This is a genomic window from Segetibacter sp. (genome assembly GCF_025963695.1).
Taxonomy (GTDB): Bacteria; Bacteroidota; Bacteroidia; order Chitinophagales; family Chitinophagaceae; genus Segetibacter.
The window spans coordinates 1-13,838 of record NZ_JAOQAH010000085.1 but is presented as its reverse complement, the minus strand read 5'-3'; the positions used below and the strand labels follow the sequence as shown (position 1 = coordinate 13,838).

13 protein-coding genes are annotated in these 13,838 nt (G+C 41.1%); 3 read left to right on the top strand and 10 right to left on the bottom strand.

Annotation, left to right across the window (positions count from 1 at the left end; all coding sequences use genetic code 11):
* The first annotated feature begins 157 nt into the window (after positions 1 to 157).
* The 3 genes from JWR87_RS14575 to JWR87_RS14565 are packed head-to-tail and all read left to right on the top strand — an operon-like array spanning position 158 to position 4,983.
* Positions 158 to 2,485 carry a family 20 glycosylhydrolase gene (locus JWR87_RS14575; RefSeq protein WP_297821358.1) on the top strand — a complete coding sequence of 776 codons (2,328 nt, stop codon included), beginning with the start codon at positions 158 to 160 and terminating at the stop codon, positions 2,483 to 2,485.
* Between the two features lie 15 nt (positions 2,486 to 2,500).
* Positions 2,501 to 3,697: a DUF5009 domain-containing protein gene (locus tag JWR87_RS14570; RefSeq protein ID WP_297821356.1), complete on the top strand. Its 1,197-nt coding sequence runs from the start codon at positions 2,501 to 2,503 to the stop codon at positions 3,695 to 3,697.
* Positions 3,698 to 3,720: 23 nt separating this feature from the next.
* Positions 3,721 to 4,983 carry an SGNH/GDSL hydrolase family protein gene (locus JWR87_RS14565; protein WP_297821355.1) on the top strand — a complete coding sequence of 421 codons (1,263 nt, stop codon included), beginning with the start codon at positions 3,721 to 3,723 and terminating at the stop codon, positions 4,981 to 4,983.
* A gap of 846 nt (positions 4,984 to 5,829) precedes the next feature.
* Here the strand turns inward: JWR87_RS14565 and JWR87_RS14560 are convergent.
* The 10 genes from JWR87_RS14560 to JWR87_RS14515 form a co-directional block, all read right to left on the bottom strand.
* Positions 5,830 to 6,303 carry a DoxX family protein gene (locus JWR87_RS14560; RefSeq protein ID WP_297821353.1) on the bottom strand — a complete coding sequence of 158 codons (474 nt, stop codon included), beginning with the start codon at positions 6,301 to 6,303 and terminating at the stop codon, positions 5,830 to 5,832.
* A gap of 19 nt (positions 6,304 to 6,322) precedes the next feature.
* Positions 6,323 to 6,910, bottom strand: a complete 588-nt coding sequence (locus JWR87_RS14555; protein WP_297821351.1) for a YceI family protein — start codon at positions 6,908 to 6,910, stop codon at positions 6,323 to 6,325.
* Positions 6,911 to 6,959: 49 nt separating this feature from the next.
* Positions 6,960 to 7,607 (bottom strand): NAD(P)-binding domain-containing protein, encoded by a 648-nt coding sequence (locus tag JWR87_RS14550; RefSeq protein WP_297821349.1) that lies wholly within the window; start codon positions 7,605 to 7,607, stop codon positions 6,960 to 6,962.
* Positions 7,608 to 7,856: 249 nt separating this feature from the next.
* Positions 7,857 to 8,438: a Crp/Fnr family transcriptional regulator gene (locus JWR87_RS14545; RefSeq protein ID WP_297821347.1), complete on the bottom strand. Its 582-nt coding sequence runs from the start codon at positions 8,436 to 8,438 to the stop codon at positions 7,857 to 7,859.
* A gap of 128 nt (positions 8,439 to 8,566) precedes the next feature.
* Positions 8,567 to 8,800: an aldo/keto reductase gene (locus JWR87_RS14540; protein ID WP_297821345.1), complete on the bottom strand. Its 234-nt coding sequence runs from the start codon at positions 8,798 to 8,800 to the stop codon at positions 8,567 to 8,569.
* Positions 8,801 to 8,997: 197 nt separating this feature from the next.
* Positions 8,998 to 9,435 carry a putative quinol monooxygenase gene (locus JWR87_RS14535; protein ID WP_297821343.1) on the bottom strand — a complete coding sequence of 146 codons (438 nt, stop codon included), beginning with the start codon at positions 9,433 to 9,435 and terminating at the stop codon, positions 8,998 to 9,000.
* A gap of 47 nt (positions 9,436 to 9,482) precedes the next feature.
* Positions 9,483 to 11,402 carry a pyrroloquinoline quinone-dependent dehydrogenase gene (locus JWR87_RS14530; RefSeq protein ID WP_297821341.1) on the bottom strand — a complete coding sequence of 640 codons (1,920 nt, stop codon included), beginning with the start codon at positions 11,400 to 11,402 and terminating at the stop codon, positions 9,483 to 9,485.
* Between the two features lie 253 nt (positions 11,403 to 11,655).
* On the bottom strand, positions 11,656 to 12,390 hold the full coding sequence (locus tag JWR87_RS14525; protein ID WP_297821339.1) for a carboxymuconolactone decarboxylase family protein: 735 nt from the start codon (positions 12,388 to 12,390) through the stop codon (positions 11,656 to 11,658).
* 12 nt (positions 12,391 to 12,402) lie between these two features.
* Positions 12,403 to 12,903, bottom strand: coding sequence for a cupin domain-containing protein (locus JWR87_RS14520; RefSeq protein ID WP_297821337.1), 501 nt, complete (start codon positions 12,901 to 12,903; stop codon positions 12,403 to 12,405).
* A 14-nt stretch (positions 12,904 to 12,917) separates the two neighbouring features.
* On the bottom strand, positions 12,918 to 13,679 hold the full coding sequence (locus JWR87_RS14515; RefSeq protein ID WP_297821335.1) for a glucose 1-dehydrogenase: 762 nt from the start codon (positions 13,677 to 13,679) through the stop codon (positions 12,918 to 12,920).
* Positions 13,680 to 13,838: the final 159 nt, after the last annotated feature.

Sequence of the window (13,838 nt, the reverse complement as noted above, 5' to 3'; positions counted from 1 at the left end):
GAAGCAGCAAAGAAAAGTAGAAGTGTGCGACGCAACGGCTGCTGATAGTAGCAATTGTGCCGGGTCCCCCCAAAAAACCATTTGCTTTTTTACACCTTGCCCGGTTTAGCTTATAAAAATACCTTCTTCAAAATTTTTTATTTCTACAAACACTCCTATGAAAAGGAAATGCTTTCTATTGATACTTATTGTTTCTGCTTTTTTTACTGCGGGCAACTCACAGTCTAAAAATAATATTGTTCCAATACCTGCACGATCAGAATGGAAAGAAGGAGCATTTATGTTTACTTCCTGTACCCGGATTATTTTTGACAAAAGCAATAAACCACTACAAAATGCTATTGCCCCTTTAATTAATAAACTAAAAAGGGCCGCTTCTGTTAATTTACTGGCCCAAACAAAGTGCCCGGGAAAGCCTGCTGTTAGTGTCTCATTAAGTAATGCTATCGCTGATGAAGAAGGATATACATTAAATATCAGCAGGCAAAAGATTGAAATCGTTGCTCGGCAGCCTGCGGGAGTTTTTTATGCTGTTCAAAGTTTGCTGCAACTGTTGCCGGAAAGTATAGAATCATCCACTGCTGTAAAAAATGTACAATGGAAAGTGCCCTGCGTGCAAATTGAGGACGCGCCACGGTTACCCTACAGAGGAATAATGCTGGATGTGTCGAGAAATTTTATGGGTACAGACTCAATCAAAAGAATACTGGACCTGTTAGCAATGCAAAAAATGAATCGCCTGCACTGGCACCTGACAGATAACGAGGGTTGGCGCCCCGAAAGTAAAAAGTATCCAAAGCTGACATCAATAGGCGGATACCGGAAAGGTGATATTATAGATAACAAATTTACTTACGACTATGATAGCAGGCCCAACGAAAAATTGCATGGCGGATATTATACTAAAGAGCAAATGAAAGAGATTGTTCAATATGCTGCCAAAAGGTTTATTACTATAGTTCCGGAAATAGAAATGCCCGCTCATGCCCAGGCAGCAGTAGCAGCTTATCCCGAACTTGCTTGCGTGGATAGTAACGGCCATCCGTTTCCATATCCAAAACAGATACAGGGTGAGTTTTGTACAAGAGATGAAACAATTAATTTTCTTAGTGATGTTTTATCTGAAGTAATAGACATTTTTCCTTCAAAATATATTCATATTGGTGGAGATGAGGCAGATAAGGCTAACTGGAAAACCTGTAAATATTGCCAGGCAAACATGAAAAAGCATGGATTGAAAAATGTGAACGAATTGCAGAGTTATTTTATAAAACGAATTGAAAAGTTTGTAAACAGCAGGGGACGAAGCATTATTGGGTGGGATGAGATTGTGCAGGGCGGACTGGCGCCAAATGCGGCCATCATGAGCTGGACGGGCGTAAAGCCCGGCATTGAAGCGGCAAAAAATAACCACTATGCTGCCATGACACCTCTGCCTTATTGTTACTTCGATCATGCTCAGTCAGATGCTCCGGGTGAGCCTCCTTCGTATTATGGGTTAACCATGCTTTCTAATGTGTATAATTACGAGCCGGTAAGCAAAGAATTGAATGACCAGCAGGCAAAATACATAATGGGTGCACAAGGCAACTTGTGGACAACCTATGTTCCTGATGCTACTATTGCCGAGTACATGATTTTCCCCAGGTCAACCGCGCTGGCTGAAGTGAACTGGTCCCTACCTTCAAAGAAAAACTTCGCTGATTTTACAAGAAGACTTCTTTCGTACGAAAAAAGATTAGATAGCTATCGCGTAAACTACTCGAAACATTTGTTCGACATAAGAATAAGTAATTTGAAAGAAGCAGACGGAAGCTTCTTTGTTACGTTAGCAGGCGCCGAAAATGGTTTCCCCATTTATTACACATTAGATGGCAGCATTCCCAATACAAATTCTCCTGTTTATACAAACCCTGTAGCAATCGCAAAAAGCTGTACTGTAAATGCAGCCATAATAATAGATGGGGTACTAAGAGACAGGGCGGTAAAGCCGTTTATCATGCACAAAGCTGTCGGCAAAAAAGGAACCCTGCAAACGCCGCCCGATTATATTAAAACCGACCTGAATGGCTGGATCAATGGAAGCCTTGCTGATGATACCCGTTTTAATGATTATCGCAACGAAGATGAGGAACGCTATAATGATGACAAATGGCTTGGCTGGGAAAACCGGGCCTTTGATGGAACCATTGATTTAGGGAAGCCGCAAAGCATCAACAAGGTTACCATGCGGTTCTTTCATGATGTACCTTTTGGTATAATGATACCAAAGTCTGTTACATTGCAAACTTCTGATGATGGCATAAATTTCAGTGACCAGGCAACGCAAACCATTGCACTGCCAAAAGCTACCGGCGCAGTGCCATTAACTTTTTCACCTACCAACACCAGTTCCCGTTTTATCAGGGTCATTGCACAACCTTATGGTAAAACACCGGCAGGTAACTATGCATCTTTATTTATAGATGAAGTAATTGTTGAGTGAGTTTGTGATAAAAGCATGAAAACGGATGCAAAGCATTCTTTAAACAAATACGAATATAAATTTTATAATTCTGACATGACGGCATCATCAGGTAAAGATCCTATCGCTGAAACTTCTGTATCGCAACGCCTTTATTCGCTTGATGCTCTCCGGGGTTTTGATATGTTTTGGATCATGGGAGCAGACGGAATAGTTCGAGGTCTTGCAAAGGCAACAGGTTCGCCATTTCTGGGGATCATCTCCGAGCAAATGGACCATCCCGACTGGAACGGCTTTCATTTCTACGATCTCATCTTTCCACTTTTCTTATTTATAGCAGGTGTAGCAACACCTTATTCAATAGGCAGAAGACTTGAACAAGGGACGAGCAAACAAAAACTAATACCCGGAATAATCAGGAGAGGTTTGATATTAGTGCTGATAGGCATCATTACCAATAACCATTTTAAAATTATGCCGTTTTCAGAAATGCGTTTTGGAAGTGTACTCGGCCATATCGGACTTGCCTATATGTTTGCTAATCTTGTTTACTTATATACCAGTAAAAGGGCGCAGATAATATGGTTTTTGGGCATTTTAATTGGTTACTGGCTATTATTCAAGTTTGCTTCGGCACCAGGTTTCCCCGCCGGAGATATGACCATGCCCGGCAATGTCGTTTCTTATGTAGACAGACTTATTATGCCCGGAAAACTGTATCTGGACATTCACGATCCCGAAGGTATATTGTCAACAGTTCCGGCAATTAGTACGGCGCTTTCAGGCATTTTTGCTGGTAATCTTTTGCGAAATACTCCCATGAGCCAGCAGAAGAAAGCATGGGTTTTAATGCTTTTGGGAGTTGGATTTTTATTGCTGGCCCGCATCTGGAACATTGTTTTTCCTATAAATAAAAATCTCTGGACAAGTTCTTTCGTGCTCCATGCAGCCGGAATAAGCTTGCTTTTATTAGCAGCTTTCTATTATATCATTGATGTACTTGGGCATAAAAACTGGGCATTTTTCTTCAAGGTAATAGGAATGAATTCCATCCTGATTTATGTTGCCGAGATTTTTATAGACTTTCATTATACGGCCAATGCTTTTTTTCAATGGCTCGTCCAACTTGTCGGAGATCCTTATAATGTAGTTGTTTTTGCTGTCTGCACCCTGGCCATAAAGTGGTTGTTTTTGTATTTTTTATATAAGAAAAAAGTCTTTTTACGGGTATAACTATTAGTAAAAACAGGTGTTTTATGTTTAGATTATTGCTTATTTCCTGCATTCTTCACATGCATATAGCCAGTAAGGCAGCAACGTTACCGGAGGAATTCGTTGCAAGAAAGGGTTTGCCTGGTTTTTTATGGAAGCTGCAACACAGTAGGGACACGGTAACTGTAGCCTATCTTGGCGGAAGTATTACTGAGGCAAAAAATGGCTGGCGGGAACAGACGTTTAACTGGCTGCAAAAACAATATCCCCGCGTTGCTTTCAAACAAATAGATGCTGCTATTGGGGGTACAACTTCACGGTTAGGAGTATTTAGGTTAAATGAACAGGTGCTGAAATATAAACCGGATTTATTGTTTGTTGAGTTTGCTGTAAATGATGATGATGATACGCGCGAAAATGTATTGACATCAATGGAGGGCATCGTTCGTAAAACATGGATGGCAAATGCTAAAACAGATATCTGTTTTGTCTACACCTTTGCCCACTACTTATTGAAGAATTATAACAATGAAGGAGCGCCTTCCACGGTGAAAGCTATGGAAGAGATAGCGGGTCATTATGGTATTCCTTCCGTTAATCTTTCTCCTAAAATCGTGCGGTTGATAAATGATAAAAAACTTTTTGTTTCAGGAAAACAACCGTTTATAAATGATTCTACGTTTTTCTCCGGAGACGGGGTTCATCCGTATAAAGAAACAGGTCATGTTTATTATACAGAATCTATCATTAATGCAATTATGAGCCTGCATTCTATTGCCGGTCCCGTAAAACATATGTTAGGTACTGCTTATTTCAGTTCAAAATTTGAGAAAGCAGATATGATACCGGTAACTCCGGCGATGGCGAAAGGAAATATTGGGCACATTACAGTCAGCGAAAACAAAAATGAAAATTTAAAACGATACAGCAGATACCTATCAGATGTGTATAAACTTTCAGATACTGCGGCTATCCTGTCCTTCTCTTTTTCCGGTGAATCAATCGGTTTTCTTGATATCATTGGTCCATCTACAGGGCAGCTAAAAGTGTTGATTGATAATGATGCTCCACGTTACATTAACAGGTTTGACAAATACTGTTACTACACCCGTCTCAGCTTCACCTTTATTCAGGGATTGTCGAATAAGAAACATAAAATCCGTGTTCAGATCTCTCCGGCAACTTTTAATAAGTTCGGCATTACCGAAAAGCAGTTGCCTATGGAAGCTGATATGAAAGATAAATACAGTGAATATTCGTGGATGGTGGCAAAAGTGTTAGTGAACGGGAAAGTTTATAATGAATAACCTCCACTAGTCGGGCATTACCTGAGCCTTTTCGAAATCCTGACGGGAAAAAAGTACAGGCACTTGCCGAAACCTGGAAACAATTATAATGAACGATTTTTCTTCAGGAGTTTGATGGGTTATCGCATTTCGCTGGTGTGTAGGATGGCGTGTAACAAAGCAAAGATGAAAAACGAACCCGTACGTATTTTGATGAAGGTACGTTTCATACGTTTTCATAACCCAAACGGCTACATTGATGCTCTAATTGTACTGACTGTATTTTTTGAATAATATGCCTCTTAAACGAACGTTTTAATTAGACTAACCTTAATTGAGGTTTTTTTAAAATCCTATATTCGAATTACCGGCTGATGCTAACCTGTGTCAGCCTTTTTTATTTTACTTAAGCACCTGCCTGAAATTATTACAAACAAGAATTTGATGTGGAGAACCGATAGAAGGAATTGTTTTAAAGTAAGCAACACTTCTTAGAAGCTGTAAGTAGATTTTGAACCATAATGGCAACGCTGCAAAAAATGCCGTATCACGTTACAGTTGGCAAAATATAAGAGAGCGCATTGCTCCATAAGGAGAAAAAAGTACACGAGTGCGACGCAAGTAAACCTTAATAGAAGTACTGCACTCGGGCACCAAAAACTTTCGCTTTTTGCTTTCAGCAAGATTTGATGAACCTGGTTTGAAGTTCCTTTTCCAACAGTTATATGAACATTAACTGTTGGAAAAGAAAACTTCTGTAAATGTTTATCTTTATTTCAAGGCAAGGTTAATACGGTCTAGCCTCGTTTAATACGTCTACAAATAATTCATCTTTTTTAAAGAACCCACTGCGCACTAAATGATTGTCTATTGATAGCTCAACGAATTTGCCCTTTCTGTTTTACCTGCAGAGGTGTTGGTAGGGAATGTTTTTCTGCTTAATAAATAATCAATTGAATATTTACCACTACCAGCAAGCAAAAGCACTATATACACCAGTAAGTAATGCAAAGCCGGTTCTTGTTTGGCAAAAGGGTCGGCCGAATGAACAAGGAATACGGCCACTAACATTGTCATCATTAAAGGAATAACGGCTAACCTGGAGGCAAAACCCACCAAAAGAAGTATAGAACAGAAAACTTCTGCAAACACTGCAAGTGCTAACGAAAATTCTGCACTCATTCCCATCACCGGCATAAACTGAACCGGTGCTGCTGAAAATAGTGTTACCATTTTTGGAACGCCATGTGTTAACATAAGAAGGGCTATACCTACTCTTGCAATCAACAGCGCTACATCTGTAATTGAGGTTGCTTCATTTACGCTTAGTATCTTTTTCATCTGATTTTTTTACCTGTATTTATTTAGCCTCGCTCAATCCAAATTCTCCATCAGCTTTTATGCGAACTTCATCGCTAACCATACCTGAAGGAAATTTTTCACCAACACCAAAGTCAGTACGTTTAATAGTTCCCGAGATTTGAAAAGCTGCAGTAGGCTTTTTGCTCATAGGGTTTTCTACAGTTCCCTTATAAAGCAAATTCATGGTAACTGGTTTAGTAACACCGTGTATAGTTAAATCGCCTGTAAGTTTGTATTGATTTTTACCGGCTGCTTTAATTCCTGTGCTTTTAAAATTCAAAGTAGGGTACGTTTCTACATCAAAGAAATCTGCACTTTTTAAGTGTTTGTTTCTTGGCTCTACCCTTGTATCAATCGAAGCTGTTTTAGCCGTTAGCTCAAACGATGCATCGCTAAAGTCTGCCTTAGTTGATTGAACGGTTACATCAACATCATTAAAAGTGCCTGAAATATCGTTTATGCCGAGATGCGTTACTGTAAAACTTAATTGAGAGTGCATGTCGTCATTCTGCCAGGTTGTAGAAACGGCGGCTGTAAAAGCCGATAATACCAGAAATGCCGAAGAAATAATCGCGAACTTTTTCATTTGTTTTTTTTTATTGTTTTGAATGATTATTGAATTAATTGTGTAAAATTTAACCAGCTGCCAACCAGTTGTAATTGTATTTCCGTGTTGACTGAATTAGCATCAGTTGCGTGTTTTCCAGGGTTCTGCTTGCTGATAACACGCCCGCTATAACGGGGTTGAAACCTGCGGTACTAACCAGTTCAGAAACAGTTTCAAGCGCGTCTTCATCGTTGCCTGCAATAAACGCATCTATCTTTTTACGATCAATTACCGCGGTAGAGAAATCCGCAGCAAAAGTTGTATTAAATGCCTTTATTACTTTAGAGTGCGGCAACAATTTTTGCAGTTCTTCTGCCGCACTGGTGTCCGCCGCAGTTATTAAACCAGTATAAGTTTCGTTTAGCGGATTGGCAATTGAGATAACAATTTTTTGGTTTGCTACTTCTTTAATCCTTTCAGCTAATTCTTGTTCAGAAGCATACGGAACTGCGGCAATAATAATGTCTGCTTCCCAGCAAGCCTCTTTAAAACAATCACTGATCTCAACATCAGCTAATGAGTTGGTGCTCTTTATATCATGTATTAACGTCTCAATCTTGCCTGGTTCTTTCGAACAAAGAAGTAACTTGTAGTTACCTTTACACAGGCTTTTGGCAATAGCAGAGCCCATAGTTCCTGATGCTCCGATAATTGCTATTGTTTGCTTTGTCCTCATATCTATTCTAATTCACAAGGCAAAAGTACTTTCCGCCATGTCATTCACACTTGCTTACAAGCAAGAAAAAGCATTGATCTAAATCAACGCTTTTTGCACTTAATTTATTTAGTCAAGATTTTTTTGGCGACCGGCGTTACAATTTCTATTCAGCATCGTTGTGTCACTCTCTTGTACTTATAGAAATTCTATTCAACTTTTCTTATTTGATGCTTCATCGAACGAAAGTAAAGCTATCGCAGAAACCGCTTATTTGTTTTCTGTTATTCTACGCCTAATACGGCTTAATGTCTCCGGTGTAAGACCCATATAAGAAGCTATCATGTGTTGAGGTACACGTTGAATTAGGTCGGGATATGTGGCGGTAAAGATTTTATAACGTTCTTCTAAAGACAGGCTAACAGTAGATGCAAGGCGTTTTTGAAGTGCAATGTAAGCATTGGTCATTTGCAATCGAATATAGGTCTCGTATTTAGGAACCTGTTGCAACAGCTCTTCATGTGCTGTTTTACTTATTAGAACCAACTCAGCGTTTTCCAAAGCATCAATGTTATAGGTTGCCTGCTCGCCGGTTAAAAAACTATACAAATCTGAAACAGTCCATCCTTCTAATGCGAATTGGATAATGTGTTCTGTTCCGGTTTCATTTATTGCGTACGCCCTTAGTATTCCTTTCTCAACAAAGGCAATGCTTTTACAAACATCGCCTTCCTGCAACAGATATTGCTTTTTACGGAGCTTTTTTACGGAAAGAAAACTTTTTATTTGTGCTTGTTCGCTGTCTGTTAACGGTACTTTCTGATTGAAGTTTTCAAAATACACTTCGTACATGGCAAAATAGAGGTTGCGTTAAAAATTTATAGCGCAAAGATGCTCACAAAAGCTGACTGCCGGCACTTTGTCCAAATTAATGCGGTGCATGCTGCTGATGCACGAACAGCTCTTTGTCCCGATACCAGTTACAGCCCTGTCATCGTTTCACGGGCTTCTGTATACCTGTTTCCATGTACAGTAATTTGCGAGGCGGCTTCCTTAATTTGTTGTAAGTCATCATGCTGATACAGAAGGTCCATCGCTTCTACATTCAATCGTTTTAATGACCCCTCTATCGCCTTCTTAATATTCTCCGGCTTACTGTTTACACCCGCCATTTTTCCACCCTGAATGTTGATGCCAAATTTGGTTGCAATCACCACTTCATTTCGAAAAGGGGCTAAAGCCTCGCCTGCCAGTTCTTCATTCGTAAAAGGCCCCTACACTTCAGCGGTATCAAAGAAAGTAACTCCCCGTTCAACTGCTTTGCGTATTAACCTAATCATTTCGTTCTTATCCGGAATTGGGGTATAACCAGAAGCTCGTACCCATACAACCAAGCCCTATAGCAGGCACTTCAAGGCCGCTGTTTCCTAATGCTCGTTTTTGCATTTGGTATTTTTTCCGGTTGATATTTTATTCTCATTCCTGGTATCAGCGGATCCATTTCTACAAGTTCAAGCGACTTGACCATATCTTTTGTACCAGTCTTGTATTTAATAAAATGAGGTGTTTGCAAATGTGCTTTGTACGCCGCTTCATTTGCGTAAATTTCTAAAATGGTTATGTGGCTGGAATTATCTTTTTCGGCAACCGCATAAAGAGTTAACACACCTGGCTCCTTACGTGGCGAGGTTTCGATTTCTTCTTTTAATGCAGCCTTATAATTTTCTAACTGGCTTGTATCTATAACAAGTTTTGCCAGCCGCACCTTTTGGTTTTTGTCTTGAGCGGAAACACGGTTTAATAGGAAGAGCATACTAAATGCGATGGCGAATAAATTGATAGCTTTCATCTTTTCAAATTGTTTTACTACAACAAACGGTATAAATTTTTATAAACTTACTGCAATGCAAAGGCTATAATAAAACCGGAAGGGTTTTGGCTTGTACCACCTACCGAAATTGCTACATATTGTTTCCCTTTGACCTGGTAAGTACATGCAGTTGCATTTGCCAATGCAGGCAGCGTTGTTTGCCATAGTAGCTTACCCGTGGCTTTGTCGAGGGCTCGTAACTTTTTGTCCTCGGTTCCGCTGATAAAGATCAAACCTCCCGCGGTTACGATAGGACCTGCTTTCCCCTCCTGACCTGTTTCGGGTGCTCCTTTTTGCTGCCGTGCCGTATCGTTTCCTAACGGGATTTGCCACGCATACTCGCCTGTTGACAAGTTCAATGCGCTTAACGTTCCCCAGGGTGGTGCGATTGCCGGATTACCACTCGGGTCTTTCCATGTCTTATATCCGGTTACGTTCAGGTACTGGTCGGTATTTGCATACCTTTCTACCGTCTCCAACTGGCTCACCGAGCCGCCCTTTCGTGTCGAATCTTCCATAGCCGGAACTTGTTGATCTCCTTTAGTGATCGTTATAATGTCGGGTGCATCGTTGGATTTGATGTACAAGAAATTGTTAGTCCGGTCAAAAGCAGCTCCACCCCATTCTCCGCCACCCCGTGTGCCAGGGAGTTGAAGCGTTCCTTTTAAATCGGGAGGCGTGTACAAACCTTCATATCGCAACGACCTGAATTTTTTTAATAGTGAATCATGATCAGTGTTCGAGTAATTCGTCAGGTCCGCTTCCGTAATCCACTGCCTCGCAAAAGGTTTTGGCTTTAGCGGGAAAGGTTGCGTCGGCCATGCTTCTTCACCAGGTAGATTGGATGCGGGTACTTTTCTTTCTTCAATGGGAAATAAAGATTCACCTGTTTCCCTGTTAAGCACGAATACAAAGCCTTGCTTGGTGATTTGTGCTACCGCATCAATATCTTTTCCATCCCGATGTAGGGTGACAAGATTAGGTGGAGCTGGCAAATCGTAATCCCATAGATCGTGATGAACAGTCTGAAAATGCCAGACATGTTTTCCTGTAACTGCGTTTAGAGCCAAAACACAGTTCCCAAAAAGATTTGTTCCTTTGCGGTCTGTACCGTAGAAATCGTATGAAGGTGCCCCCAATGCAAGAAATACAATGCCTCTTTTGAGGTCCAGGCTCATGCCCGCCCAGTTATTAACACCACCCACCACTTTATAGGCGTCTTTAGACCATGTTTCGTAACCCGGCTCACCAGGCAATGGTACGGTATGAAATGTCCAGGCAAGTTTGCCGGTCAGGCAATTATATGCTCTTATGTAACCGGGTTGAGCACCGTACACATCAGGTACTCTGCAGCCCATAATGATAAGATCTTTGTAAATAATTCCAGGCGAGGTGGATGTAACAAAGATGTTTTCGGAGCTATCCCGAAGTCCGACCCGAAGATTGACCTTCCCTTCATTCCCAAACGAAGTGATGGGTTTGCCCGTGTGGGCATTAAGAGCAAAAAGGTGATTGTTAGCCGTAAATAATATGCGCTTGTCGTCACCATTTTCCCAATACGTAACTCCACGATTCACTTCACCACCTTTCTCACCGTTAAACGGGTCAAAAGACCAAAGTGGCGCTCCCGTTTCAGCGTTTATAGCGTAAGCGGATTGGCCTGCTGATGTTGCATACATTATTCCATCGACAATGATGGGATTACACTGACTTGGTCTCGCTCCGGGAGCTTTATCGTTAATAGCAAATGTCCACGCAGTCTTTAACTGACCAACGTTAGAAACATTAATCTGGTCCAACGGCGAGTAGTTCGAACTATTGGCATCCGCCTTATACACAGCCCATGTTCGATCGTTATCAGCACCTGACTTACAGCCAGAAAAAAATGCCAACGCAAGTGCTGCGAAGAGTTGCAGACTGCGGAGACTTGTTTTTTGTTTTTCCATATAACCGTTTAAAAATGTTTTATATCGTTGCCACCTCAATCATATACCTATATTCCGCTTCTTTGTTTACCACCTTTTTACAGGCATCATTGATTTGGAGTAGTTCTACTTTATGAGTCATGAATTTCTGTATTGCTGAATAATAAACAAAAAGTAAAAGAGTGCGACGCAACGGCAGAATCATAGATGTTCCTAAGCCCGGCTCAAAAAAAATATGGCCATCTCTAATCGTCCGCAAGTAAAAAAGCTGCTTCTACTTTTGCCTTGCAGCTATTACTTTAGCCAGTACTTGTTTACCCGTATCTGCTCCTTTTTTTCCTACATTTTTTTCAATAATGTAAATAAGCTGATGTAACTGCTGTTCGGTAATGCCGGTGTTCATCCCCATTCCAAAATGCGCCTGTAACTGGGCTTCAACGCCGGTCATTGCTGCCAATGCTGCAATAGTCACCAGTTCTCGTTGCTGATAAGTAAGCACAGTGCTTTCAAAAATATCGGCGAATAAATGCTCCTTTAAAAAAACGTCAATGCGCGGGGCAAATGCACCAAAGCCGGGTGCAGGTTTTGCCTGCGGCGTTTTTGTAAGCATTTCAAGTACTCTTCTGCCCCGTTCGTAGGTGTCGGTAGTATCGTTTATAACTTCAGCCTCTTTGCCTACAACATCAGTGATGCCTTTGGCTTTTCTTTCCTGCAACACCGTCATGAATGTATTAATGCCGTTCAGGCTTCTCGGGAAACCGCAGTAGGCATAAAGCTGTACCAATATCTCTTTTATTTCACTAATAGTAAGCCCGGCATCGAGCCCCTTATTAAGTTGGTTTTGCAGATGCGGTAAATCTCCGACTGCGGTCAAAGCCGAAATGCTAACAATATGTTGCTGGCGGGCATCTAAAGACTGGTTTGAAGTTGCAGTTTGTGCATTCATTTTGTTTATGCTTAGCATTAAAACAAAGAATAGTATCCATTTAAAAAGTTTGTCTTTGTTCATCACTTACGTGTTTTATTTTTTATTAACCTGGTTGTATTCTTCGTCAGAGACAGGCTGAAGCCATACTACATTTTCGTCACCCCTATAATTGGTGATAGCAACATGAACCAATTTACTACTGGTAGAAGCTCCGTGCCAATGCTGCGTATCCGCAGGTATGTTTACCACATCCCCTTTTTTCAGGGTTTGTGCTGATTTTCCTTTTTCCTGGTTAAATCCTTCACCTTCTGTAACTATCAGAACCTGCCCTTTAGGATGTGTGTGCCAATGCGTTCTTGCACCGGGTTGAAACGTGACGCAACCAAGCGAAAACTCATTGTTGTTGTCTTTTGCCAGCATCGGATGTAGAAAAGCATTTCCGGTAAAATGATCGCCGGGCAACTTGTTTCCCTCAGGGAAAATTGCAGCGGTATTCTGTGTTGCCATCTCATGTTGTTTCTTGTTGTTATTACAAGCTGTTGTTAATACAATAACAGCTACAAAAGATGGCAGTAATAGTGACTTTATCTTCATAATCTTTAAATTAATTATTGAATACTGTAACCGCCATCAATAACAAGTGTATGACCTACGATAAGGCTGGCGGCATCGCTGCAAAGGAAAAGAACGGCACTGGCAATTTCTTCGGGGCGACCAAGACGACCGACAGGTACCGTTTTTAACATGGCATCGAGTGCCTCCTTCTGCCCACCGGCAATCATTTCGTCTGCCATGGCAGTATGTATCAAGCCGGGGCAAACTGTGTTGATACGAATACCTTGTGAAGCATACTCTAAAGCGGCGCTTTTGGTAAGGCCAATTACTCCGTGTTTAGCAGCATGGTAAGTTCCCCTTTGTGCTCCACCCAAAATACCTCCTATGGAAGAACAGTTAACGATGGCACCACTTGCCTGTTTACGCATTTGTTGAAGCTCATACTTCATGCAGCTCCAAACCCCGCGAAGGTTGATACCCGTAACACGGTCAAAGTCTTCCCTGGTTTGATCGGCAGCATCTGCAAGGGCATTTTGAACGCCGGCATTGTTGTAGGCTGCATCCAAACGACCAAACGTTGAAACAGTTTTTGCAACCATTGCTTCAACCTGTATATCATCAGAAACATCACAAACAACAGCAAGGGTTTTGTAGCCTTTACTTGCCAATTCTTCAGCGGCTGCATAAACTGCTTTTTCATGGTAATCGGCCAACACTACTGAAGCACCCGCTTCTGCAAACGCTTTTGCAGAAGCAAGTCCAAGTCCTGAAGCTGCACCTGTAACAAGAGCAACTTTGCCTTTCATTATTTGCATGCTAAAATTTTATTTTATTCTAAAAATTCACCGTTTGAAAAAGTGTCTTCCACGTCCCATTCTCAGGCTGCAAAAGTCTTATTCTTCTATATGTTTGTTTGTATACAGGATACAGATTTATCTACCAATTTCACTGATTGAGTGGTTTGACTATGGCGG